Here is a 22,455-nt window from a genome sequence, read left to right as displayed (position 1 = left end):
GTCTGCAAGCACCGGAAGCACAGAAAACGGCACTAGACGGCCAGCATCACGAATTTAATGACGGGATTCAGGCGCAGACGCGGTTGCGGCCTTGCCTCTTTGCCTCATAGAGCTGGCGGTCGGCGCGGCGATAGAACTCCTCGGCGGTTTCCTTGCGGTCCCAGACGGCAAGCCCGACGCTGGTGGTGATTTTCAGTCGGACATTGCCTGTCAGCACCGACATGCTGGCGATCGCCTTGCGGATGCGCTCGGCGAATTTGGATAGCAGCTCGGCGTCCATATTGGGCGTGACCACCGCGAACTCCTCGCCGCCCAGGCGCGCCACCACGTCGTGATAGCGTGTCATGTCCTTGAGACAGTTGGCGACGGCCCGCAACACCTCGTCGCCGACATCGTGGCCGTGGCTGTCGTTGACCTGCTTGAAGTGATCGAGATCGAGGATCATCAGCCCGACTGGTTTTTCGATGCGGCGAAACTCCTCGAGATATTCTTTCAGCGCATCGTCGAAATAGCGCCGATTCTGCATGCCGGTGAGGCTGTCGGTCAGCGCCGCGTGCTCCAGCGTCTCCGAGCGCGCACTGAGTGAAACTGTCATCGCGCGCAGCTTGCCTTCTTCCGTCGCCTGCTTTCGGATCAGCGGATAGATGAAGAAAATGCCGAAGAACAGCGCAGTCGCCAGCAGCACGCCGATCGCAAACAGCAGCTTGTTGAGATAGACGATTTCATCGAGTTCCGAAGGCGTATTGCTAATGTCGGCCGCCAGGGTTTGCAGGAGTCCATAGGCGTAAAGCGTCACCAGGCCGGCGGCCAGGATCACAAAAATAAAGACGAAAAACGCTGATTCCGCCTTGTGGAAACGCATCTGCTCCCCGTTGAAAAGTTCCTATCGATCTTATGGCATGCGGGAGCTTACGGACAGTTAACCTGGACAACTTCAACGCGAAATGTCCCTTCGATGTCGACTTTTCAGGTTGCGCTCGAAGGAGGGGGTGAGATCACCCAGTTGATCCCCTCACCGGGACGCAACCTGTGCCATTCCGGACCCAATTGGTGCCTGAACCAGGTCGCCTGCCGCTTTGCATATTGCCGCGTCGCGATCTTCGCACGCTCGATAGCCTCGGGAAAACTGATGGCGCCGGCCAGCGCGGCCTGAAGCTCGCGAACACCGATTGCCTTCATCGCCGGCAGGTCGGGATCGAGGCCGAGCACTGAAAGCTGCTTCACCTCGTCCAATGCCCCCTTGTCCAGCATGCGGTCGAAGCGGGCATCGATCCGCTCCACCAGCGCCGCCCGCTCCGGCTCGATGACGAAAAAGCGCGCGCTGCTTCTGTCGATCAACGGCTGGCCACGCGCGGCCTGCCAGTCCAGGATGGAACGGCCCGACGCGTCGAGCACCTCCAGCGCCCGCACGATGCGCTGGCCATCCGTCGGCTTCAGCACCATGCCGGCCGCAGAATCCTCGCGCAACAGGATGCGGTGCAATCTCACCGCGCCCTGTTCCTGGAGCTCGTAGCGCCAGCGCTCGCGGATCGACTGCGGAATGTCGGGCATCTCCGAAATACCTTCCGTGAGTGCCCGGAAATAAAGCCCGGTGCCGCCGACGAAAATCACTTGCCGCGCCGAAAGCGTGCCGTCGTCGATCAGCTTCATGACATCACGCAACCAGGCGCCGGTGGAATAGGCGGTGGACGGATCGACGTGTCCATAAAGAAAGTGGGGGACGCGGGCGAGTTCGGCAGGACCAGGCCGCGCCGTCAGCACGTCGAGCACCGAATAGCCTTGCATGGAATCGGTGTTGACGATGACACCGCCATTGCGCTCGGCGAGGTCGAGTGCGAGTGCCGACTTGCCGCTGGCGGTCGGCCCGGCTATCAGGATCGCGTTCTTCACGCGACCTTCGCCCGCCTGTCTGCTGGAATTTTCGATGCCGCTGATCGCCACGCTTCTATCCCATCCCGCCGGCCGCGCATTGACGCCGACGCTAGCGAATATGGCCTCGCGGTTGGTCGGCGCAAGCGCTGTTCGCTGGCTGGCCGAAGACATCGCCTGCGAGCTCGATTTGCCGGAGACCGCCGAAGCTTCCGAAATAACGGCCCGCCTGCATGCCGCGCTTGCTTCCGAACCCATCGACGTGGCCGTCCAGCCGGCTGAGAACAGGCGCAAGAAGGTCCTGATCGCCGACATGGATTCGACGATGATCGAGCAGGAATGCATCGACGAGCTTGCCGACGAGATCGGCGTCAAGGATCGCGTCGCCGCCATCACGGCGCGATCGATGAACGGTGAGATCGCATTCGAGCCGGCCTTGCGCGAGCGCGTGGCGCTGCTTAAGGGTCTCGATGCCGCAATCATCGACCGCATCATCGACAATCGCCTGACGCTTGCCTCCGGCGGTCGCACGCTCGTCCAGACAATGGCGGCCAACGGCGCCTGGACGGCGCTGATCTCCGGTGGTTTCGACATCTTCACCACCCGCATCGCAGCATTGCTCGGTTTTCACGAAAATCGCGCCAACCGGCTGATCGAGCAGGATCGCCGCTTCACCGGCTTGGTCGCCGAGCCGATCCTCGGCCGCGCCGCCAAGGCCGAAGCCCTTATCGAGATTTCCGCCCGCCTCGGCCTGACGCCTGCCGATGCCATTGCCGTGGGTGATGGCGCCAACGATCTCGACATGATCCGTCTTGCCGGCATCGGCGTCGCCTTGCACGCCAAGCCGGCCGTGGCAGCCGAGGCAAAGATCCGCATCGACCACGGCGACCTCACCGCCTTGCTTTATCTGCAGGGTTATCGCCGGAAAGAATTTATCGAATGACGCCGATCCGCACCGAGCGCCTGATCCTGCGCAACTGGGAAGATCGTGACCGCGAGCTCTTCCATCGCATCAATTCCGACGAGCGCGTCATGGAATTCTTTCCGTTTCGCCGCGACCGCGCCCAGGCTGACGCCAAGATGGAGGAGTTGCGCGCCGCTATCGATCGCAACGGCTTCGGCTTCGCGGCCGCTGAGATCACAGCCACAGGTGAATGCATCGGCTTCGTCGGCATAACCCGAACCGATCATTTGCCCTTCCTGCCGCCCGGCACGATCGAGATCGGCTGGCGGCTGGCACCCGAATTCTGGGGCCGCGGCTATGTCACCGAAGCAGCCGAAGCCTGGCTCACCTATGGCTTTGAAAGACTTGGCCTCCACGAAATCGTGTCCTTCGCCGTCAAGGATAACAGCCGGTCCACTGCCGTCATGGAGCGCCTGAACATGATCGCCGACCCGGCCTCCGACTTCGACCATCCCGGTGTTCCGGACAGCCACACCGCACTCAGGCGACATGTCTTCTACAGGCTGTCACGCACAGACTGGCAAGCAAGAAAAAGGGCGGCCCGCTAGCCGCCCTTTTTCTTTTCAAGATCAGAGTGTTACAGGCTCTTCCGGACTCAATCCATCCGGATTGTCACAAACCTCAGCTCGCCGGTCTTCGACGCCAGCATCAAAAGCGCGTTCTTGCGCCCTTGCTCCTTCAGCGCGCCGATCCGGTCCATGACGTCCTTGGGCGTGGCGACCGATTCCTGCGCGATCTCGGTGATCACCTCGCCCGGCTGGATGCCGCGTTCGGCAGCGGCTGAATCCTTGGTGACGTCGGTCACGACGACGCCGGAGACGTCGGCGGCGATGCCGAATTTCGTGCGCGTCTCGTCGTTGAGCTCGCCGATCGTCATGCCAAGCACGGCAGCCGTCGAAACGGCAGGCGCCTTGTCGGCATCGTCCTGGTCGGTGTTGCCGTTTTCACCGCCGCTGGCAAGCTTTTCGCCGTCCTCGAGTCGGCCGAGCGTCACCTTCACGGTCTGCTCGACCCCCTTGCGCACGATGATCACGTCGACCGCCTTGCCGACCGGGCTTTCCGCCACGACGCGCGGCAGGTCGCGCATTTCATGGATGTCCTTGCCGTCGAACTTGATGATGACGTCGCCGGCCTGGATGGTGCCGTTGTCGACCGGTCCGCCCTTGATGACGCCGGCAACCAGCGCGCCCTTGGCGGTCGCCATGCCCAGGCTTTCGGCAATGTCGTCGGTCACCGGCTGGATGCGCACACCGAGCCAGCCGCGCCGCGTCTCGCCGAACTGGCGAAGCTGGTCGACTACGCCCGAGGCGAGCTGCGACGGAATGGAGAAGCCGATGCCGATCGAGCCTCCCGACGGCGAGATGATTGCCGTGTTGATGCCGATGACCTCGCCGCTGCTGTTGAACAGCGGTCCACCGGAATTGCCGCGGTTGATCGCGGCATCGGTCTGGATGAAGTCGTCATACGGGCCGGAATTGATGTCGCGATTGCGCGCCGAGACGATGCCGACCGTCACCGTGCCGCCGAGACCGAACGGATTGCCGATCGCCATCACCCAGTCGCCGACACGCATCGTGTTGGAATCGCCGAACTTCACCGCTGTCAACTTGTGCCCTTTCGGATCGACCTTCAGCACCGCGACGTCGGTCTTGGTGTCGGTGCCGACCAGCGTCGCCTTGAGCGTCACCCCGTCGGAGAAATTCACCTCGATGTCGTCGGCATCGGCAATGACGTGGTTGTTGGTCACCACGATGCCCTGCTCGGCGTCGACCACAAAGCCGGAGCCCAGCGACTGCACCTTTTGCCCGCCGCCGCCCTTGTCGCCGCCACGGTTCTTGAAGAAATCGTCGAAGAAGTCCTGGAAGGGTGAGCCTTCCGGGAGCTGCGGCATCGGCACGGCGCCCGGACCCTCCGTGCCCTTCACCGTCTGCGAAGTCGAGATGTTGACCACCGCGCCGAGCAGGCCGGCGGCGAGATCGGCAACCGAGGGTGGCCCGTCGGCTGCCACTGTCGGCGTCACGAACGACGGAACGGCAACTGCGCCGACCAGAAGCGCAGCGGCCCCGGCGATGAACGTCCGCCTCGCTGCACGCAGAAGGGTGGTGGATGTCATCGAAAGGCCTCCGGGTGTTCTAAAAAAGCGCTTCGGCAAAAACGCCGCGTCGCGTCATGTTGGCAAGAAATAAGGCACGTTTGCGGCTACGGCTACCGCCAGAGGATAAATCCTCCGTTACGCCGGCTTCCCCTGCACCGGCCCTACTGGCCGGTGCCTGGCTGTGCCGCTGGCGCGGCGGGAGCGGGCGGCGCTGGCGGTGGTGCCGCCGGTGCCGCGAGCGTTTCCTTGCTGTTCGGGTCGCGGAAAAAGCGGAAGAACTCGGAATTCGGCGACAGCACCATCGTCGTTCCGGTGCTGTTCAGCGCCGTGCCATAGGCATTCATCGATCGATAGAAATCGAAGAAGGCCGGATCGCGCTGATAGGCCCCGGCAAACGTCGCGCTGCGCTGGGCTTCACCTTCACCACGCAGGATTTCAGACTCTTTTTGCGCTTCGGCGACGATTTCCACCACTTCGCGGTCGGCGCGGGCCCTGATCCGCTGCGCTGCCTCATTGCCTCGCGCCCTCAGCCGCTCGGCTTCGGCGAGACGTTCGGCCTTCATGCGGTCGAAGGTCTGCTGCGAGACCTCAGCCGTGAGATCGGTGCGGCGGATGCGGACATCCTCGATCTGCAGGCCAAGCGAGGTGGCGTCGGGCCTCAGTTGATCGCGTACCTCGCGCATCATCACGGCGCGCTCTTCCGAGAGTGCCGCCTCGAAGTCGCGCAGGCCGTAGACGCGGCGCAAGGCGGCGTCGAGACGCGTCCTCAGCCGGGCCTCGGCCAGTTCGATCTGGCCGGAGACCGCGGCGCGAAACACGCGCGGATCCGAGATACGATAGGCGATAAAGGCATCGACCTCATAGAACTTGCCGCCCGAAACCTGGACGCGGATGTTGTCGAGGTCGAAGCGCAGGACCCTGTTTTCGATCAGCTGCACGGTGTCGGCATCGAAGAAGGAGAACGGCGCCTTGAAATAGATGCCTGGCTGGTTCTTGACGTCGACGATTTCGCCGAACCTGAGCACCAGCGCCTGCTGGCGCGCATTGACGACGAAGACAGACGAATAGAGCAGGAACAGGATGACCGCGGCGATGACCGCAATGACGGGAAGACGGTTGGCCATCACTGGTTTCCTCCGGCGGCCGGTGCCGGCGCCTTCTGCTGCAATGCGGGCAGCGGCAGGTAGGGAACGACCCCTTGCCCATTGCCTTGCTCGACGATGACCTTGCTCGAATCCTTCAGCACCCTCTCCATTGTTTCCAGGTAAAGCCGCTTGCGCGTCACCTCCGGCGCCTTTGCATATTCGTCATAGACCGAGATGAAGCGCTGCGCCTCGCCTTCGGCCTCCTGCACGACCCGGTTCTTGTAGGCGGCCGCGTCTTCGCGGATCTGCGCGGCAGCGCCGCGCGCCTGGCCGAGCTTCTGGTTGGAATACTGATTGGCCTGCTCGACGAACTTGTCCTCGTCCTGTTCGGCCCGCTGCACCTCGTCGAACGCGTCCGCCACCTCGCGCGGCGGCGCGGCATCCTCGATCGAAATGGCGTTGACGTTGAGGCCGGCCTTGTAGCCGTCCAGCGTCGTCTGGATGATCTCACGCACCGACGCCGCAATTCCTTGCCGGTCGTCGCGGAAAATGTCCTGCGCCGGGCGCCGGCCGACCGCTTCACGCATCGCGCTTTCGGCGACCTGCTGCAGCATGCCGCCGGGGTCGGACACGTCGAACAGATAGGCCTTCGGGTCGGAAACCTGATAGGCCACAGAGAATTGCACGTTGACGATGTTCTGATCGCCGGAAAGCATCAGACCATTGCCGCTGGTGCTGCCGCCACCGATGCTGACAAGCTGCTCGGCGATGTTGGCGGTCTCGACCGTTTCAATGGGCCACCAATGGAAATGCAGGCCAGGCTGCGAGAGTTCCGCCTTCGGCTTGCCGAACCTGAGCTCCACCGCAACTTCGTCGGGCTGCACGGTGTAGACCGCCTTGAACGCCCACAGCACCACCAGCGCCGCAGCAATCAGCCCGAACACCGCCGGGCTCGCGCCACCGCCGCCCGGCAGTGCGCGCCGCAACCTATCCTGCCCACGCCGGATGATATCCTCGAGATCAGGAGGCGAGCCCTGCGGGCCGCTGGGTCCCTTGGGTCCCTGTCCCCAAGGTCCCTGATTGTTGCCGCCGCCCCACGGGCCGCCGCCGCCGCTCTTGTCGTTCCAGGGCATGAATGTCCTTTCGCTTGGAATTCCCTCAAGCGCCGGCTCACCGGCGCAAAATCCAATATTATTCTTCTATAGGGATGCAACGGCACGCTTTCAACGCGATCGGCTGCCGTCACAGTCCGCCTTTGGGTCCATTTAGACCTGTCGCGACGCTTTGTCGTCTTCAATTCACATCGCGGCGCCGCTCGTAAACCGAATAGCGTGTCGCATGGCTGTCCTTCTCACCGGCCTCAACCTCCTGTGAGTGGACTATCCGCCACAGTGCCGGGTCGATCGGCGGGAAATGAGCGTCGCCGTCGACCGCGGCCAGCACATGGGTGACGTGCAGCCGATCGGCCAGCGGCAGCGCCTGAGCATAGATCTCGCCGCCGCCGATGACGCAGATCTCGTCGGCGCCTGCCATGCAGCGCCCGCGCACCGTCGCCAGCGCGATTGCGTCCTCGATCGAGTGCGCGACTTCTACGCCCTCGGCGCGCCATGCCCTGTCCCGCGTCACCACGATGTTGAGCCTGCCCGGCAACGGCCGGCCGATGCCTTCATAGGTCTTGCGGCCCATGATGATAGGCTTGCCCATCGTATCGGCCTTGAACCGCTTGAGATCGGTGGAAAGCCGCCACGGCAACCCACCCTCGCGCCCGATCACGCCGTTCTCGGCGATGGCGACGTAGATCGCGAGGTCCATCAGCCGCCGTTCCCGCCATCGGATGGCTCCAGCAGCAATATGTCAATGTCGCGCTCGGGGTAGAAGTTCTGCGCCTTCATCTCGAACGTCGTCGGTCCGATCTTCCTGACGTTTTCGCCGCAAAACGAGACCAGGTTCTTCGGATCGCCCTTGTCGACGGTCAGCTTGAACGTGCCGATGTTTCCCGACGCCCAGTTGCCGCCCGTGGTCAGGATATAGGCGATGCGGTTCTCGAAATATTTGGGGTAGCCGTCGGGATCGTCCTTGGCTGCCTTGCGCACGGCGTTCTCGAACGTGTCATCCATGCAGTAGCGGGTCTTGTAGGCGGCATACTGGCCCTGGAACTGGCCGTCATAGAAGAAACTGACCGAGGAGGTGCCGCCGACGCTCGGCTTGTAGCGATGCGAGACATGCACCGCCTTGTTGGCCGGAAAGGTCGAGCGCCACCAATAGGTCGAGCGCAATTGCCAGAACGGCGTATAGACGGTCTTCATGCCCGAACCGTCATCGGCAGTGTCTTCGATGATGATGCCGCGGTTGACCCAGTCGTCGGTGACCGCTTGCGGCAGCTTTGCCAGCGCTGCCTTGGCCGCATCGCCGAATGGATAGAAAGGCACGCCCTGCGCCTCCAGGTCGGCGCCGATGTCGATGCCGAGCGCGAACACCTTCTGCTCGAGCTGCGGCTTTGCCGGCACCCCGTCGATCGTCACTTCGAAGCCGAGGAAATTGTCGCTCTGCGCCTCGGGAATCGCCGGTATTTCTTCGGGGTCGCCTTCGATGTCGGGCATCGGAAAGGCGACGATCGCATCGACATCCTTGTCGGTGTTGTTGCGGAAGACGTAATCGACCGTCACCCTTTCCGGCGAGATGTAGAGATCCTCGCTTTCCATCGCCACCGCATCGCTGCGCGACAGGATCAGCCCACCGGTGCCGAGTTCGGCGACCGAATCATTGGCGAGCGCAGGCGTAGCCGAGAGCGCCAACGCGGTCAGGACGTAACGGAACATGGAAACTCCCCCGGCGAGAATGCCAACATGACTCTAGCCGTTCAATGTGGCGTTTCAAAGCCTTTCGGCAAATGCGCCGGCGCCTGCCGGCATGTCGTGTCGGTCTAGACACGCCGGTCTCGATCGGGCAGGAGTTCCCTCATGCGCAAGCTTCTTGTCATCGGCATCGGCGCCGGCAATCCGGAGCACATGACGGTCCAGGCCATCAACGGCCTCAATCGGGCCGACGTGCTGTTCATTCCCGACAAGGGCGCCAAGAAGAACGATCTCGCCGAATTGCGCCGCCAGATCTGCGACCGCTTCGTCACCAATCCGAACTCGCGCCGCGTCGAATTCGATGTGCCGGTGCGCGCCGAGCCGGCGCCTTCTTACCGCTCGACCGTCGACGACTGGCACGAGGCGATCGCCGCGATCTATGAAGGCCTGATTCGCGGCGAACTCCCCGAAGATGGCTGCGGCGCCTTCCTGATCTGGGGCGATCCTTCGCTCTATGACAGCGCGCTGCGTATCCTGGAGCGCGTGCGCCTCAGAGGCAATGTCGCGTTCGAACTGGAGGTCATCCCTGGCATCACCGCCATCCAGGCACTCGCAGCCAGTCACAAAATGGCATTGAACCGCATCGGCGACGCCATTTTGATCACCACCGGCCGCCGGCTCGCCGAGGAAGGTCTGCCCGAAAACGCCGGCAGCACCATCGTCATGCTGGACGGCAAATGCGCCTTCAACACGCTGGCCGACAAGGACGTTAGCGTCCACTGGGGCGCCTATCTCGGCACACCCGACGAGATCATCATCTCGGGCCGGATTGGCGACGTCAGCGACGAGATCGTCAGCACTCGTGAGGAGGCCCGCCGGAAAAAGGGCTGGATCATGGACACCTATCTGCTGCGCAAGCCGGGCGAGCCTGAGGAGTGACAGGGATTGAGCGCGGCATGAATTCCGCCGAGTTCACGCAGCATCGATCTCGGCCTGCAGCGCCTCCATATGCGCCGCCGCTGCTGAAGACGCAGCCCGCTCGATGGCGCGGAAGCGGCTGACCACCGCAAGCCCGACCGACGTCAATTGGGCGCCACCGCCTTTCTTGCCGCCCGTCTGTGCCGCAACCAGCGGCTTGCCGAACACGCGGTTCATGTCCTCGACCAGATCCCAAGCGTGCTTGTAGGACATCTCCATGCCGCGCGCCGCGGCCGAAATCGAGCCGAAGGCAGCGATCTGTTCCAGAAGCTCGATCTTGCCCGGCCCGATGCGGCCATCTGGATCGAGATTTATCCGCAAGCTCAGCGACGGCATTTGCTCCTCCGCGGTCACGCCATTCTACAAGTTCTCCAGCGATACCGCTATTCCAAAACGATATAGCGAATCATCGGCCGTTCACCCATCCGCCTCGGCGGGGAGGCCGGCGCCGGTATTTGCCCGGTCGAAGCTCACCGTCTTGACCACCGCGAAGACCTTTCGACCAAGCTGGAGCCCTAGCGTCTGCCGCGACTGTTCAGTGATGCGGGCAAGCACGGTTGCGCCATTGCAGTCGATGCCGATCTCGACCGTAGGCCCTTCGCCCGGCTTTATCGCCATGATCGCGCCCGGGAATATGTTGAGCGCGCTGAGGCCAACCGGCTGCTCGGTGGCGATCATCACGTCGCGGGCGCGGATGCGGACGCGCACCGGCGCACCGACCGGCGTTGCCAGAAGCGGCACACGGATCTCGCCCGCCGCCGAGCCAAGCACGGTCATGCCAAACGCCTCGTCGTGGCGCAGAACCGCGGTATCCAGCACGGCACCGCCCTCGCCGCGCTCTTCGGCCGGCAATAGATCCAGACGCTGCATGATCACTCCGGTTGGACCGGAAGCAGCGACCTTGCCCTGCATCAGTACCACGACGTCGCTCGCCAACCGCGCCACTTCGGCGATCGAGTGGCTGACATAGACGATCGGGATTTTCGTCTCGTCGCGCAGCCGCTCGATATAAGGCAAGATCTCGGCCTTGCGCGCCTCGTCGAGCGACGCCAGCGGCTCGTCCATCAGCAGCAATTTCGGACTGGCAAGCAGCGCCCTGCCGATTGCCACGCGCTGCTTCTCGCCACCGGAGAGTTTTGCCGGCCGCCGGTCGAGCAAATGGCCGATCCCGAGCAGTTCGACCACGCCATTGATATCCGCGTAGCGCTCAGCAGCCGGCGTGAACCAGCGGCCAAAGCGCAGATTGCTCGCCACGCTCATATGCGGAAACAGCCGCGCGTCCTGGAACACCATGCCGATCCGCCGCTTGTGCTTCGGCATGAACAAGCCGGCATCGCTATCGACCAGCACACGGCCGTCGGCCGCGATACGGCCTTTGTCGGGGCGGATCAGCCCGGCAATCAGGTTGATCAGCGTCGTCTTTCCGGAGCCGGAAGGCCCGAACAGCGCAGTCAGCCGCCCGGCGCTTTCGAAGCGGGCATTGACGGCGAAATCGCCAAGCCGGTGGCTGATGTCGACCTGAACCGTCATTCGATGTCCATCCGCCGGCCGACGCGTCGCGCCAGCACTTCCGAGGCGACCAGTGCCGCCATCGAGATGACGATCGAGATCAGCGTCAGCCTGAGCGCGCCGGCGTCGCCGCCGGGAACCTGCGTGAAAGTGTAGATCGCCGACGGCAGCGTCTGCGTCTCGTTCGGAATGTTGGAGACGAAGGTGATCGTCGCGCCGAATTCGCCCATCGCCTTGGCGAAGGAGAGGATCGCACCGGCGATCAGGCCGGGCAGGATCAGCGGCAGCGTGATCGTGCCGAACACCCATAATGGATTGGCGCCGAGCGTGCCGGCGGCCGCCTCGATTTTGCGGTCGACCGCTTCGATCGACAGCCGGATCGCCCGCACCATCAGCGGAAAACCCATCACGCCGCAGGCGAGCGCGGCGCCGGTCCAGCGAAAGGAAAAAACGATGCCGAAATGTTCGGCCAGGAAAGCTCCGGCCGGACCGCGCTTGCCGAAAGTCAAAAGCAGCAAATAGCCGGTCACCACCGGCGGGAGGATCAGCGGCAGATGCACCAGCCCGTTGAGCAGCGTCTTGCCCCAGAACTGGCCGCGGGCGAGCACAAGAGCGATCGCTACGCCCGGCGGCAGGCTGGCAATCATCGCCACGGTCGCCACCTTGATGGACAGTCGGACCGCATTCCATTCGTCGGGAGCGAGATCCAGCAGCCAGCTCATGCTCAGGGCCGTTCGTCAGTTGCTCGGCGCAAGTACGGTAAAACCTTGCGCCTTGAAGAGTTCGCCAGCCTTGGCGGATTGCAGGCATTTCAGGAATGCCGGGGTATCCTTGCCCTTCGAATCCGCAAGCTGGGCAACCGGATAGATGATCGGCGGATGTGTATTGTCGGGGAAAGTGCCGAGCACCTTCACGCCAGGCTCGGCATGCGCGTCGGTGGCATAGACGATGCCGAGTGCTGCCTCGCCGGTCGACACCAGCTTTAGGGCGGCGCGCACATTCTCGGCCTGCGCCACCTTGCCTTCGACGGAAGACCAGACACCGAGCGATTCGAGCGCCGCCTTGCCGTATTTGCCGGCCGGCACCGCCTTGAAATCGCCCATGGCAAGTTTGCCGTCACCCACGAGCCCGGCAAGATCGAAACCCTTTTCAATCCTGGTTTCAACCTTGGAATCCTGCGGCGCGATCAGCACGATCTGGTTGCCGAGCAATTTCACTTCGGTGTCGGGCTTGGTCAGCTCCTTGTCGGAAAGATATTTCATCCAGTCGAGATCGGCCGAGATGAACACGTCCGCCGGCGCGCCGCTTTCAATCTGCTTGGCCAGCGCCGAGCTCGCCGCGTAGGAAATGGTTGCCGCCTCGCCGACACTGGCCTTGCAGGCCTTGTTGACGGCATCGAGCCCGTCCTTCAGGCTCGCCGCGGCAAACACGACCACCTTGTCATCGGCATGGGCCGCCGGCACCGCGGCCATCAGCATGGCAGCGAGACCCGCGATGGCAATCGTCGTCGAACCTTTGCGCGCCAGCATGAACTCTCCTCGTCTCGGATCGCCCGAAGCCGTCCATCGATATATCCATGTGAACATAACAAGGAAAGGCTCTTTACCAGGCGACGGCATTCTGAGCTGCGGTTTTCTCCGCCTGCGATAACCTCCTTTAGATACAGCGGTATCGAGGTCGAAGAAAATATCGCATGGAATCTGTTGCGCGCACCACAGACGTCGGTCGATCAAGATGGATGCTGACAACGTCCGAGGGCGTAGCCGCAGTAGGCAATTTCGATATGCACAGTCAGGTAGGGTGCTAAACCGCGATCGGCGCCTTGATCGTCGCGTCGGCGAAATAGTTGTCGAGCCGGAAATCCTCGAAGCCGAAGGCAAAGAGATCCTTCACCTCGGGATTGATCCATAGCGTCGGCAACGCCTTGGGCGTACGCCGCAATTGTTCGCGCGCCTGCTCGAAATGGTTCGAGTAAAGATGCGCGTCGCCGAGCGTGTGGATGAAATCGCCGGGTTTCAATCCGGTCACCTGCGCCACCATCAGCGTCAGCAACGCATAGGAAGCGATGTTGAAGGGCACACCGAGAAAGATGTCGGCGGAGCGCTGATAGAGCTGGCAGGAAAGCTTGCCTTCCGAAACATAGAACTGGAACAGGCAGTGGCAGGGCGGCAACGCCATGGCCTCTACCTCGGCAGGGTTCCACGCCGAAACGATCAGCCGCCGCGAGTTAGGATTTTTGCGTATCTCCTTCAGAAGATTCGCAATCTGGTCGATGGCGCCGCCATGGCCGTCCGGCCACGAACGCCATTGCTTGCCATAGACCGGGCCGAGATCGCCATTCTCGTCGGCCCACTCATCCCAGATCGAGACGCCGTGATCGTTGAGATATTTGATGTTGGTGTCGCCGGCCAGGAACCACAAAAGCTCATGGATGATCGACTTGAGGTGCAGCTTCTTGGTGGTGGTGACCGGAAAGCCGCGGGCCAGGTCGAAGCGCATCTGGTAGCCGAATATCGAGCGTGTTCCGGTGCCGGTACGGTCGCCGCGATCTGCGCCGTTTTCCAGCACATGCTTCAGAAGGTCGAGATACTGGCGCATCGGCTCCGGTCCGATTCGGGTTGTCAGCCATCATAGCCGAATGACCGTCGGCCGAACACAGCAAAGCGAGACAATTCCAGCAGAAGCCTCGCCAGCATCAGCGGCGAGTTTGTTCAGAGCGAGCCGAGCATGCCCAGATCCTTGGCGACAAGATAATAGAACGTCACCCGGCTCTTGGTGTTGTCGGCCGCCATCGCCTTGCAGGTCTTTTCGATAGCCGCATCCGCCTTGGCGCCGTCGGTGACACCGAGCTTGCCAGCGACCCAGCTGTTCCTGACGCGCTTCAGTTCCTCCGGGTCGGTGCAGGACACCAGCGAGGAATCGCGGTTCCTGAGCGCGATGCCCAGATGCTTGACGATCTTGGCGACCGCGTCGGCATCCGCCGCCGCATCATATTTTTTTACGTCTGCGAGATAATCGGCCATCGAATTTCCCCTCGTCGGCGCCACGGGATCCGGTCGATGAGGATTGTGGCGCGCTGCCGCAACTGTGCGCTGGGTCTCCTCACCGCCACAAAGCTTCGGTTGAGACCGGCTGCAAGTCAACCCCTTGATGATCCACTTTGACACGGACGAAAGTGGCATTCCGGCCTTTCATTTTCCACCGCCAGTCCCTATATTCGCCTCGTCGGCTCGACCGACTATGGTGATAAACAGGCGATGAAATAAGCCGTTCGGACCCGGGGGCGGTACCCGGCGCCTCCACCAAAAACCGCTGCTCAAGAGCGGCTTTTGCTGGGGGCGAAATAGGATCGACGAAGGTGTAAAGATCGTACTTTTGCCCGGCATTGTACCACCGTTATCGGGCTAAACTTATAGTTGCCAACGACAACTATGCGGAAGCACGTCTCGCCGCGTAAGCGGTGCGATAGCTTCAATTCAAGCCCTAGTGGTTCGCACTTCTAGGCGGGGTTCGGAGGTACCTGGCAACAGAAACCTCCATTTCTTCCTTTTTTGATATGTGCAGCTGCAGGCCTCGCCGGCTGGGCTTTTTATGCGCCCTGATACGCTCAAGACGCCGCGGCGTTTATACCAGCCCCTGGCTGACCGCGTCGATCGCACCGGCGAATGTTTCACCAGTAGCCTCATCGGGCAACAGCATCTCATTGTGCCCTCTGCCCGTCCGGACCATCGGAAAACAATTGGCGAGCTTGGCAACACGACAGTCGAGGAGCACCGGCCGGTCCACGTCGATCATTTCCTGTATCGCATCGTCAAGGTCGGCTGGTTTGTCACAGCGCAGGCCGACCGCTCCGAACGCCTCGGCCAATTTGACAAAATCGGGCAAGGCCTCGGAATAGGAATGCGCGAGGCGGTTGCCATGAAGGATTTGCTGCCACTGGCGAACCATGCCCATATATCCGTTGTTCAGGATGAATATCTTGATCGGCGCGTCGTACTGGACTGCCGTCGACAGCTCTTTCATGGTCATCTGAACCGACGCGTCGCCGGCGATATCGATGACGAGGCTGTCCGGATGAGCGATCTGCACGCCGAGCGCCGCCGGCAGGCCGTAACCCATCGTCCCCAGGCCGCCCGAACTCATCCAGCGGTTCGGCTTTTCGAAGCCGTAGAATTGGGCCGCCCACATCTGATGCTGGCCGACTTCAGTGGTGATGTATGTGTCGCGATCCTTCGTCAGCTCGTAAAGGCGCTGCACGGCATATTGCGGCATGATCACGTCGTTGTTCATCTCATAGGAGAACGAATTGCGTGCGCGCCAGCCGGCGATCTTTCTCCACCAGTCCTGAAGGCGGCTTCCATCCGGTTTCTGAGATAATGCGCGCCATAGACGAACCATGTCACCCAGAACATTGCCGACATCGCCTTGTATGCCGATATCGACGTGGACGTTCTTGTTGATCGAGGACGGATCTATATCGATATGGATCTTCCTGGAGTTGGGCGAAAAAGCATCCACACGCGAGGTCACGCGGTCATCGAAGCGCGCGCCGATACAGATCATGACGTCGCAATCGTGCATCGCCATGTTCGCCTCATAGGAACCATGCAGACCGACCATCTTGAGCCAGTTCTTGCCGGAGGCGGGGTAAGCTCCAAGGCCCATAAGCGTCGAGGTGACCGGAAAGTCGGTCAGTTGAACCAGCTCCCGGAGCAATGTCGATGCTTTCGGGCCGGAATTGACGATGCCGCCGCCGGCATAAATAACGGGACGGCTGGCATTGGCCATCAGCGCTATCGCCTGGCCGATCTTGTTGATGTCGCCCTGCAGCTTCGGTTGATAATTTTTCAGCGCAGCAACGTCCGAAGGCGGCGTGTACATGCCGGACGCAAACAGAACGTCCTTTGGCATGTCGACGAGAACAGGCCCCGGTCGCCCCGACTGGGCGATGTGGAACGCCCTATGGATCGCTGACGCTAAGTCATCGACGTCTTTGACCAAAGAGTTGTGCTTGGTGCAGGATCGCGTGATGCCGATCGTGTCACATTCCTGAAAGGCATCGGAGCCGATCAATGTTGTCGGCACTTGTCCGGACAGACAGACGATCGGCACTAAATCCATCAGTGCGTCCTGCAGGGGCGTCACGGCATTCGTCGTGCCTGGGCCTGACGTGACCAGCATCACGCCGACCTTGCCCGTGGACCGGGCATAACCCTCGGCGGCATGGCCGGCGCCCTGTTCGTGGCGCACAAGGATATGCTTGAGATCGTCCTGCTGGAATATCTCGTCATAGATCGGCAAAATAGCCGCGCCGGGATAGCCGAAAATATGCTCCACACCATTGTCTTTGAGTGCGCGGAGAACGATCTCCGCTCCTGTCATGCGGTTGCTCGTATCCTGAATGGAATTATCGCTTGTCATGGTTCTGTCCCGTAGCGTGATGAGGATGGGTTGACGGGGCATCGCCGAAATCGGGCGTAAGAAGAATTTCGGGCATAAAAAAAGGCCCCGTCAGGAGCCTGTTTGTCGCGCACGGGTGGCTGTCGCCGGATGGTTACACCATCCTGCCCATGCGCTTTCCTACCACTGCAAGAACCATAGCGATCTTCATGATCATCGCTGCTAACACAGAAAATCGCGCATCGTCAACGTCTCAGGCTAAGGCGTCTCAGGCCGAGGCGAAAACCCAAGGGCTTCCCTTCATCGGAATTTCCGATGGCAGCATTCGTATCTTCCCGTTTCCCTTCTCCCCTGCCTTTGTCGAACAAGGCTTCAGTTTCTCGCCGCGTGTCGGTCACGCCCCGCGAGCTACCTGATGGAGAAAAGATGAACCAGGAAACCACACCAACACCCGAACGCATCCTGATCGTTGGCGGCAGTTCCGGCATGGGGCTGTCGCTTGCCGAACAGCAGCTTGCTGCCGGCGCCGAGGTTACGATCGTCGGCCGCTCCGAGGACCGGTTGTCGGCCGCACGGCAGCACTTGCCTCACCCGGAAAGGCTGAGGACGATCGCAGCCGACGTCACAAGCGAGGACGAGGTCCAGCGCCTGTTCGAGGACGTCGGTACGCTCGACCACATCGTCTCGACCGCCGCAGACATCATCGGCGTCTATGTGTTGCTTCCCGAGATGGACGTCTCGATAGCGCGGAAAGTGATGGATTCCAAAGTCGTCGCGCCGCTTCTTCTCGCCAAACACGGCGCGCCTCGTCTGACGCCCAGGGGGTCGATCACGCTGACCTCGGGCATCGCCGCCTATCGTCCGGCGGCGAAAGGCTCGGTGGTGGCAGCCGTTAATGGGGCCCTTGGCTCACTCGCCTACGCGCTTGCCGTCGAACTGGCGCCGATCCGCGTCAATGTCGTCTCGCCGGGCTGGGTCGACACGCCGATTTGGGATGCCGTCGTCGGCAGCGGAAAGACGGTCGCGCTGGACGCCATGGCAAAGCGTCTGCTCGTCGGCCGGATCGGCCGGGCAGCCGACATCGCTCAAGCCATCACGTCCCTGATGCATAACGGCTTCATCACCGGAACCGTGCTTCATGTCGATGGTGGCCAGCGATTGGTCTAGTGATGGCCAGACCTCGCGAACCATTGCGAGGAACAGCCGCAAGACCGGCGCTTGAATGCGCCGGTGGCGCCATACCATGGTGACCGGCGTCACCGGGCTGCTTCCAACCCAAGGCAGCACGACGATATTGGCATCAGCTGCAGAAGCCACGAGACGTGGGACCAGCGCGGATCCAAGACCGGCTGCAACAAGGCTCCGTATCGCGCCCATGCTGGCGAACTCGCCGACTAGTTTTGGACGGTCAGGCAACGTTGCGGCAAACGTTTCGTCGAACATCCGCCTATAGACGCAACCGGGCTGGGTGACGAGGAAGGCCTCGTCAGCCAGATTGTCGGGCGTTATAGCAGAATATCCGGCCAACCGGTGATTTGCCGGCATTATGATGACGAGCTCTTCTTCTGCCACCTGCTCGCTTCGCAGCTCCGGCGCCGCCATCGGGGCGGCCCCGAAAAGCAAAGACACGTCCAGCGCACCGCTGGCCACGCCGGCACGCAACCGGCCGCTATCGTCCGCGTGGAGGTTCAGTTCCACGTCTGGATAGCGCCGGTGGAATTCGCTCAGCAAGGCTGGCAAACGCGTAACGCAAAGCGTCTCCAGACCGCCGACGGTCAGGCGACCGGCAACCGTGCCGCTCGCGTCGGCGACAGCGGAACGGGCTTCGTCCGCGAGGTCGAGGAGATCGTTTGCGTAGTCCAGCAGGCGCTGTCCTGCCGCCGTCAGCTTCAAGGCACGCCGTGACCTGTCGAACAGCGACGTGCCCAGATCGGCTTCCAGCGCCTGGATCTGTTCGGTCACGCTCGATTGAGCAAGATGAACCCGCTCGGAGGCGCGTGTGATGTTCAAGGTGGTGGCGACCGCCACGAATGTCTTGAGATGTCGAAGCTGCATGTCCTGAACCCGTCATATAGGCATAGGCTGCTTTGAACCGGGATCGCAAACGTGAAAAGGCCGGGAACATCGCCCGGCCTTTTTTGTCTCGCTAGGAGAAGCTTACTCCGCCGGCGCTTCCGCAGCTTCGCGGCTGCGGCCGAGCGTTACCTTGGCCAGCGTGAAGGAGATCGCCGCGCAGAGCGTGATGCCCGCCACCATTGGCAGCGGCGTGCCGTCAAAGAACACGCCGGCGACACCCATGGCGACCGCGCCGATGGCGAAGTGCAGCGTGCCCATCAGCGCCGACGCCGTGCCGGCGATCTCACCATGCTCTTCCATGGCCAGCACCGACGTCGTCGGGATAACCAGGCCGAGGAAACCGTAGCCGACGAACAGCAGGGCCGCCATCACGTCGAGCCGGTCGACACCCGAGGCCATCACCGCGAACAACACCACCATCGTCGTCGCATAGCCGGTCACCGCGACGCGTACCACGCGCTGCAGCCCGAACCGCTCCGACAGCAACCCGGTCAGCTGCGACATGCCGATGAAGGCAACCGCATTGATCGAGAAGAACACGCTGTAGACCGAAGGCGACAGCCCGTAATGGTCGATCAGGATGAAGGACGAGCTCGACAGATAGACGAAGAAGCTCGCAATGCCGAAGCCGGCGATGGCCGTCAGGCCAAGGAAGTTGCGGTCGCCCATCAGGAAGCGGTAGCCGGAAAGTGCCGTCCCGAAGGACGACCCGGCGCGCTCCTCGACCGGCCGCGTCTCCTTGAGCGAGGTCGCCAGCAGGATGGTGGCGAGCACAGCCGCGCCCGTCACCGTCCAGAACACGGCGCGCCAGCCGAAATTCTCGATGATTTGGCTACCGGTCAGCGGCGCCAGGATCGGCGACACCGAAAAAACCAGCATCAACAGCGACATCAGCTTGGCGGCTTCGGTGCCGGTGTGCAGATCGCGCACGATCGCGCGCGGCACCGCCATACCGGCGCTGGCGCCGAGCCCTTGCAGGAAGCGGAAGGCGATCAGCCATTCGATCGACGGGGCCAGCGCCGAGCCGACGCCGCCGACCATGAACAGCGCCAGGCCGCCATAGAGCGGCAGCTTGCGGCCGACCATATCGGAGATCGGTCCGACGACGATCTGACCGAAGCCCATGGAAAGAAAGAAGATCAGCAGGCTCATCTGCACCGCGGCGGTGCCGGCATGCAGATCCTCGCCGATCGACGGCAAGGCCGGAAGATACATATCGATGGCAAACGGGCCGATGGCGGACAATAGGCCGAGCACGACCGCAATGCGGAGGAATTTGGCGTTCATGATAGCAGGCTCTTTCGAATTCTGGTTGCCGCCGCGGGCCGGCGTGTAACCCTAGGACGTTCCATCCCGTGGAGTTCCGACTCTTCTGCGGAACGAAACCCCCTCGTGTTAGTCCACAAATTTAGACAGGCTTGTCTAATTCGTCAACCACCTCTATATAGTTTTGCATGAAGGCCAACGTTTCTCCTGACATTTTCCCGCCGCGGGGCCATGAGGCCAAGCGGATGTCAATTGTCGACGCCGCCGCCTCGGTCTTCTGCCGCGAAAGCTTCGCCGGTGCCAATATCGACATGATTGCCGCCGAAGCCGGCGTCTCCCGCCAGACCATCTACAATCATCATGGCGACAAGGAAAAACTCTTCGTTGCCATCGTCCGCGAACTCACCGAACGTTGCAATGCCGGCATCTTTGCCACGATCTCCACTTTTCCCGATCGGCCGAAGGATCTCGAGGCCGACCTCATCGCCTTTGCCGTCCGGATGAACCACAACTGCATCTGCAACCGCGACGGAAAATTCCTGCGCAAGCTGATCCAGAGCGAGGGCGAGCGCTACCCCGAGCTCTTCGCCGAATGGCGCGAAGAAGGACCGGGCAGGACATGGCCGGCGATCGCCGCCCGTTTCGCCCGCCTCGCTCATGCCGGCTTCCTTGATATCGACGATCCCGATGTCGCAGCGCGCCAGTTCATGGCGCTTGCCAATGCCGAGTTGCAGACGACGTTCATGCTCGGCGGTACACCGACCGAGGACGAGGTGGTGCAATCGGCGACAAATGGCGTGCGCACCTTCCTGCGCGCCTTCGGCAAGCGGCAGCCTGTGGCCCGAGCAAGCAAACAGGGCGTGCTCGCCAGCGCTTGACGATCAAAGCCGTTTGGCGATCAAATCGTCGCCAACAGGCTTCGCTTCCGCACCCCGGCGATCTATATCCGGTTTACGCCGCGCTCAAGCTTGATTACAGCTATCAGGACGATTCAACGGAAGCCGACAGCCACATGGCCGACGACCACATCCGCTACGACATTCTGGCCCAGGAGGCGTTGCGCGGCGTCATGCGCAAGGTCCTGGCCGAGGTCGCGCGCACCGGTCTCCCAGGCAACCATCACTTCTTCATCACATTTCTCACCGGCGCGCCGGGCGTGCGCGTATCTTCGCGGCTGCGCGAACGCTATCCCGAACAGATGACCATCGTTATTCAGTTCCAATATTGGGACCTGAAGGTGAGCGACACCGGCTTCGAGGTCGGGCTGTCGTTTTCCGACGTGCCGGAGAAACTGGAAATCCCGTTCTCGGCCGTACGCGGCTTTTACGATCCGTCCGTCAACTTCGAGCTCGAATTCGACGTCAAGACGGATACCCCGGCTGAACAGGAGACAAAGGCCAAGCCTGCTCCCGAGCCGCTGGCCATCGTCGCCGAGAAAAAGCCTGAGACGAAGAAGAAAACCGCTGAGGCGGAAAAGAAGCCTGCCGCGGCCGACGCCGGCGCCAAGGGGGCCGACGTGGTGTCGCTCGACGCCTTCCGCAAGAAGTGACCCGACGGGCGGCGTGACATGGCCGAGATCGTCAATCTCCATCAGGCACGCAAGCAGAAGGCGCGAGCCGAGAAGGAGCGCCTGGCCGAACAGAACCGGGCGCTGCATGGCCGTTCCAAAACCAGCCGGGATCGCGACCGCTTGATCGCCGAGAAGGCCGACAAATTCGTCGCCGGCCATCGCCGCGAAAAATCCGGCGATTCGGACAAATCCGATGCTTGAAGTGTGAATAGGATCGTCGCGTGAGCCCGGTCGAAAAGCGCTCGGTCACCATTCGCGGCCACCGCACCAGCTATTCGCTCGAAAAGCCTTTTTACGACGACCTGGTCGCCATCGCGGCCGCGCGAAAATTGACGCTCGCCGCGCTTGTCGCCGAAATCGACGAGAGCCGCCCGCGCGATGCGAACCTCTCCTCGGCGCTCAGGCTCTATGTGCTGGACTGGGCCAAGCGCCGCAAGTTGTAGCCTTCAGGCAACGCTATCTTGTTTCCTGCGCCGGATACGGAAGCCCAGCAAAGCCGAGCGGTCGCGTTCTTCGGCCTGCTTCTTCGATCTGACACGCATCAGGTCCTTCCAGCCGACATAGCCCACCAGCCGCGCATTTTCTCGCGTGACGACGGGCAAATGGGACACGTTCGCCATCAGCAGCTTGTCGGAGGGGCCCTCGAGATACTCATCCGGATAGGCAACCGTCTTTGCGAAGCCGGGCTCGTCGCGAGGGACCACGACGAGGAGGACCACCGCCGCGTGCTGCTGCGGCTGACCGACCGCGCCGACGACAGTCTCGCCGATCTGTCAGCCGCTCATCTCGACGAACTCGGGCGGATCGAGCCGATGCTGAAGCGCTTGCTTGCTGGACGCGACGCATAA

At 62.1% G+C, this 22,455-nt stretch carries 25 protein-coding genes, 1 other RNA gene and 1 pseudogene; 10 read left to right on the top strand and 17 right to left on the bottom strand.

What is annotated here, in order from left to right; all coding sequences use genetic code 11:
- Positions 1-67: 67 nt before the first annotated feature.
- Together NKH01_RS00345 and miaA are read right to left on the bottom strand one after the other, a co-directional pair.
- Positions 68-862 (bottom strand): GGDEF domain-containing protein, encoded by a 795-nt coding sequence (locus NKH01_RS00345; protein WP_352844464.1) that lies wholly within the window; start codon positions 860-862, stop codon positions 68-70.
- A 104-nt stretch (positions 863-966) separates the two neighbouring features.
- Complete coding sequence (miaA, locus tag NKH01_RS00340) at positions 967-1,935, bottom strand: tRNA (adenosine(37)-N6)-dimethylallyltransferase MiaA (RefSeq protein ID WP_023720805.1); 969 nt, start codon at positions 1,933-1,935, stop codon at positions 967-969.
- Between miaA and serB the strand changes: the two genes are divergently transcribed.
- Together serB and NKH01_RS00330 are read left to right on the top strand one after the other, a co-directional pair.
- Entirely contained in the window at positions 1,925-2,812 is an 888-nt protein-coding gene (gene serB, locus NKH01_RS00335; RefSeq protein ID WP_353018443.1) for a phosphoserine phosphatase SerB, read from the top strand. The genes miaA and serB overlap by 11 nt on opposite strands.
- Positions 2,809-3,381, top strand: a complete 573-nt coding sequence (locus tag NKH01_RS00330; protein WP_023720806.1) for a GNAT family N-acetyltransferase — start codon at positions 2,809-2,811, stop codon at positions 3,379-3,381. The genes serB and NKH01_RS00330 overlap by 4 nt, the downstream gene beginning before the upstream one ends.
- Before the next feature lie 47 nt (positions 3,382-3,428).
- On the opposite strand, the gene NKH01_RS00325 is transcribed toward NKH01_RS00330, so the two are convergent.
- From NKH01_RS00325 to NKH01_RS00305, 5 genes are all read right to left on the bottom strand, one after another.
- On the bottom strand, positions 3,429-4,946 hold the full coding sequence (locus NKH01_RS00325; RefSeq protein ID WP_023720807.1) for a DegQ family serine endoprotease: 1,518 nt from the start codon (positions 4,944-4,946) through the stop codon (positions 3,429-3,431).
- A 143-nt stretch (positions 4,947-5,089) separates the two neighbouring features.
- Complete coding sequence (gene hflC / locus NKH01_RS00320) at positions 5,090-6,052, bottom strand: protease modulator HflC (protein WP_023720808.1); 963 nt, start codon at positions 6,050-6,052, stop codon at positions 5,090-5,092.
- Positions 6,052-7,146: an FtsH protease activity modulator HflK gene (hflK, locus tag NKH01_RS00315; RefSeq protein WP_023720809.1), complete on the bottom strand. Its 1,095-nt coding sequence runs from the start codon at positions 7,144-7,146 to the stop codon at positions 6,052-6,054. The genes hflC and hflK overlap by 1 nt, the downstream gene beginning before the upstream one ends.
- Positions 7,147-7,306: 160 nt before the next feature.
- Positions 7,307-7,825, bottom strand: coding sequence for a dihydrofolate reductase (locus NKH01_RS00310; RefSeq protein ID WP_292664361.1), 519 nt, complete (start codon positions 7,823-7,825; stop codon positions 7,307-7,309).
- Positions 7,825-8,832, bottom strand: a complete 1,008-nt coding sequence (locus NKH01_RS00305) for a DUF4424 domain-containing protein (RefSeq protein WP_352860191.1) — start codon at positions 8,830-8,832, stop codon at positions 7,825-7,827. Before NKH01_RS00305 ends, NKH01_RS00310 begins: the two co-directional genes overlap by 1 nt.
- Positions 8,833-8,973: 141 nt before the next feature.
- Between NKH01_RS00305 and cobF the strand changes: the two genes are divergently transcribed.
- Positions 8,974-9,747: a precorrin-6A synthase (deacetylating) gene (gene cobF, locus NKH01_RS00300; protein WP_353018440.1), complete on the top strand. Its 774-nt coding sequence runs from the start codon at positions 8,974-8,976 to the stop codon at positions 9,745-9,747.
- A 33-nt stretch (positions 9,748-9,780) separates the two neighbouring features.
- Here the strand turns inward: cobF and NKH01_RS00295 are convergent, their stop codons facing one another.
- The 6 genes from NKH01_RS00295 to NKH01_RS00270 all read right to left on the bottom strand — a co-directional run bounded on the left by NKH01_RS00295 (position 9,781) and on the right by NKH01_RS00270 (position 14,318).
- The gene (locus tag NKH01_RS00295; protein ID WP_023676697.1) at positions 9,781-10,122 is read right to left on the bottom strand and encodes a winged helix-turn-helix domain-containing protein; all 342 of its coding nucleotides are present in this window, start codon (positions 10,120-10,122) and stop codon (positions 9,781-9,783) included.
- A gap of 81 nt (positions 10,123-10,203) precedes the next feature.
- Positions 10,204-11,316 carry a molybdenum ABC transporter ATP-binding protein gene (gene modC / locus NKH01_RS00290; RefSeq protein WP_353018438.1) on the bottom strand — a complete coding sequence of 371 codons (1,113 nt, stop codon included), beginning with the start codon at positions 11,314-11,316 and terminating at the stop codon, positions 10,204-10,206.
- Positions 11,313-12,017, bottom strand: a complete 705-nt coding sequence (gene modB, locus NKH01_RS00285; RefSeq protein ID WP_352495174.1) for a molybdate ABC transporter permease subunit — start codon at positions 12,015-12,017, stop codon at positions 11,313-11,315. Before modB ends, modC begins: the two co-directional genes overlap by 4 nt.
- Before the next feature lie 15 nt (positions 12,018-12,032).
- Positions 12,033-12,824 carry a molybdate ABC transporter substrate-binding protein gene (modA, locus tag NKH01_RS00280; RefSeq protein WP_353018436.1) on the bottom strand — a complete coding sequence of 264 codons (792 nt, stop codon included), beginning with the start codon at positions 12,822-12,824 and terminating at the stop codon, positions 12,033-12,035.
- 274 nt (positions 12,825-13,098) lie between these two features.
- Positions 13,099-13,893, bottom strand: a complete 795-nt coding sequence (locus NKH01_RS00275; RefSeq protein ID WP_352482986.1) for a thymidylate synthase — start codon at positions 13,891-13,893, stop codon at positions 13,099-13,101.
- 113 nt (positions 13,894-14,006) lie between these two features.
- Positions 14,007-14,318, bottom strand: coding sequence for a DUF2853 family protein (locus tag NKH01_RS00270; RefSeq protein ID WP_353018435.1), 312 nt, complete (start codon positions 14,316-14,318; stop codon positions 14,007-14,009).
- Positions 14,319-14,480: 162 nt separating this feature from the next.
- Here NKH01_RS00270 and ssrA point away from each other — a divergent pair.
- Positions 14,481-14,836: a transfer-messenger RNA gene (ssrA, locus tag NKH01_RS00265) on the top strand.
- Positions 14,837-14,919: 83 nt separating this feature from the next.
- Here ssrA and NKH01_RS00260 read toward each other — a convergent pair.
- Complete coding sequence (locus NKH01_RS00260; protein WP_353018433.1) at positions 14,920-16,716, bottom strand: acetolactate synthase 3 large subunit; 1,797 nt, start codon at positions 16,714-16,716, stop codon at positions 14,920-14,922.
- 405 nt (positions 16,717-17,121) lie between these two features.
- Between NKH01_RS00260 and NKH01_RS00255 the strand changes: the two genes are divergently transcribed.
- A complete protein-coding gene (locus tag NKH01_RS00255; RefSeq protein WP_353018431.1) occupies positions 17,122-17,862 on the top strand; it encodes an SDR family oxidoreductase in 741 nt (246 codons plus the stop codon).
- Positions 17,863-17,880: 18 nt separating this feature from the next.
- Here NKH01_RS00255 and NKH01_RS00250 read toward each other — a convergent pair.
- Positions 17,881-18,750, bottom strand: a pseudogene (locus NKH01_RS00250) (LysR family transcriptional regulator); the annotation flags it as partial.
- Positions 18,751-18,852: 102 nt separating this feature from the next.
- Positions 18,853-20,058: a multidrug effflux MFS transporter gene (locus tag NKH01_RS00245; protein WP_023720819.1), complete on the bottom strand. Its 1,206-nt coding sequence runs from the start codon at positions 20,056-20,058 to the stop codon at positions 18,853-18,855.
- A gap of 167 nt (positions 20,059-20,225) precedes the next feature.
- Here NKH01_RS00245 and NKH01_RS00240 point away from each other — a divergent pair, with 167 nt between their 5' ends.
- The 4 genes from NKH01_RS00240 to NKH01_RS00225 all read left to right on the top strand — a co-directional run bounded on the left by NKH01_RS00240 (position 20,226) and on the right by NKH01_RS00225 (position 22,050).
- On the top strand, positions 20,226-20,915 hold the full coding sequence (locus NKH01_RS00240) for a TetR/AcrR family transcriptional regulator (protein WP_352639714.1): 690 nt from the start codon (positions 20,226-20,228) through the stop codon (positions 20,913-20,915).
- A 134-nt stretch (positions 20,916-21,049) separates the two neighbouring features.
- Positions 21,050-21,586, top strand: coding sequence for an SspB family protein (locus NKH01_RS00235; protein ID WP_023676707.1), 537 nt, complete (start codon positions 21,050-21,052; stop codon positions 21,584-21,586).
- Between the two features lie 18 nt (positions 21,587-21,604).
- Entirely contained in the window at positions 21,605-21,808 is a 204-nt protein-coding gene (locus NKH01_RS00230; protein ID WP_353018429.1) for a DUF4169 family protein, read from the top strand.
- Between the two features lie 20 nt (positions 21,809-21,828).
- Positions 21,829-22,050, top strand: coding sequence for a ribbon-helix-helix domain-containing protein (locus NKH01_RS00225; RefSeq protein WP_023720823.1), 222 nt, complete (start codon positions 21,829-21,831; stop codon positions 22,048-22,050).
- Between the two features lie 3 nt (positions 22,051-22,053).
- Here NKH01_RS00225 and NKH01_RS00220 read toward each other — a convergent pair whose 3' ends face one another.
- Positions 22,054-22,326 (bottom strand): CBS domain-containing protein, encoded by a 273-nt coding sequence (locus NKH01_RS00220; RefSeq protein WP_352814692.1) that lies wholly within the window; start codon positions 22,324-22,326, stop codon positions 22,054-22,056.
- On the opposite strand from NKH01_RS00220, the gene NKH01_RS00215 reads away from it, so the two are divergent.
- Entirely contained in the window at positions 22,210-22,455 is a 246-nt protein-coding gene (locus tag NKH01_RS00215; protein ID WP_353018428.1) for a winged helix DNA-binding protein, read from the top strand. The two genes, NKH01_RS00220 and NKH01_RS00215, sit on opposite strands and share 117 nt — an antisense overlap.

The organism is Mesorhizobium sp. M1403 (assembly GCF_040317695.1).
Classification (GTDB): domain Bacteria; phylum Pseudomonadota; class Alphaproteobacteria; order Rhizobiales; family Rhizobiaceae; genus Mesorhizobium.
Note: the sequence above shows the minus strand (reverse complement) of the source record. Positions and strands in the feature narration are given on the sequence as shown.

Excerpts from the sequence above, each read along its gene's own strand:
- NKH01_RS00345 (WP_352844464.1), bottom strand. The coding sequence starts at position 862 with ATGCGTTTCCACAAGGCGGAATCAGCGTTTTTCGTCTTTATTTTTGTG.
- serB (WP_353018443.1), top strand. The coding sequence starts at position 1,925 with ATGCCGCTGATCGCCACGCTTCTATCCCATCCCGCCGGCCGCGCATTG.
- NKH01_RS00330 (WP_023720806.1), top strand. The coding sequence starts at position 2,809 with ATGACGCCGATCCGCACCGAGCGCCTGATCCTGCGCAACTGGGAAGAT.
- NKH01_RS00325 (WP_023720807.1), bottom strand. The coding sequence starts at position 4,946 with ATGACATCCACCACCCTTCTGCGTGCAGCGAGGCGGACGTTCATCGCC.
- hflC (WP_023720808.1), bottom strand. The coding sequence starts at position 6,052 with ATGGCCAACCGTCTTCCCGTCATTGCGGTCATCGCCGCGGTCATCCTG.
- hflK (WP_023720809.1), bottom strand. The coding sequence starts at position 7,146 with ATGCCCTGGAACGACAAGAGCGGCGGCGGCGGCCCGTGGGGCGGCGGC.
- NKH01_RS00310 (WP_292664361.1), bottom strand. The coding sequence starts at position 7,825 with ATGGACCTCGCGATCTACGTCGCCATCGCCGAGAACGGCGTGATCGGG.
- NKH01_RS00305 (WP_352860191.1), bottom strand. The coding sequence starts at position 8,832 with ATGTTCCGTTACGTCCTGACCGCGTTGGCGCTCTCGGCTACGCCTGCG.
- cobF (WP_353018440.1), top strand. The coding sequence starts at position 8,974 with ATGCGCAAGCTTCTTGTCATCGGCATCGGCGCCGGCAATCCGGAGCAC.
- NKH01_RS00295 (WP_023676697.1), bottom strand. The coding sequence starts at position 10,122 with ATGCCGTCGCTGAGCTTGCGGATAAATCTCGATCCAGATGGCCGCATC.
- modC (WP_353018438.1), bottom strand. The coding sequence starts at position 11,316 with ATGACGGTTCAGGTCGACATCAGCCACCGGCTTGGCGATTTCGCCGTC.
- modB (WP_352495174.1), bottom strand. The coding sequence starts at position 12,017 with ATGAGCTGGCTGCTGGATCTCGCTCCCGACGAATGGAATGCGGTCCGA.
- modA (WP_353018436.1), bottom strand. The coding sequence starts at position 12,824 with ATGCTGGCGCGCAAAGGTTCGACGACGATTGCCATCGCGGGTCTCGCT.
- NKH01_RS00275 (WP_352482986.1), bottom strand. The coding sequence starts at position 13,893 with ATGCGCCAGTATCTCGACCTTCTGAAGCATGTGCTGGAAAACGGCGCA.
- NKH01_RS00270 (WP_353018435.1), bottom strand. The coding sequence starts at position 14,318 with ATGGCCGATTATCTCGCAGACGTAAAAAAATATGATGCGGCGGCGGAT.
- NKH01_RS00260 (WP_353018433.1), bottom strand. The coding sequence starts at position 16,716 with ATGACAAGCGATAATTCCATTCAGGATACGAGCAACCGCATGACAGGA.
- NKH01_RS00255 (WP_353018431.1), top strand. The coding sequence starts at position 17,122 with ATGAACCAGGAAACCACACCAACACCCGAACGCATCCTGATCGTTGGC.
- NKH01_RS00245 (WP_023720819.1), bottom strand. The coding sequence starts at position 20,058 with ATGAACGCCAAATTCCTCCGCATTGCGGTCGTGCTCGGCCTATTGTCC.
- NKH01_RS00240 (WP_352639714.1), top strand. The coding sequence starts at position 20,226 with ATGAAGGCCAACGTTTCTCCTGACATTTTCCCGCCGCGGGGCCATGAG.
- NKH01_RS00235 (WP_023676707.1), top strand. The coding sequence starts at position 21,050 with ATGGCCGACGACCACATCCGCTACGACATTCTGGCCCAGGAGGCGTTG.
- NKH01_RS00230 (WP_353018429.1), top strand. The coding sequence starts at position 21,605 with ATGGCCGAGATCGTCAATCTCCATCAGGCACGCAAGCAGAAGGCGCGA.
- NKH01_RS00215 (WP_353018428.1), top strand. The coding sequence starts at position 22,210 with ATGGGACACGTTCGCCATCAGCAGCTTGTCGGAGGGGCCCTCGAGATA.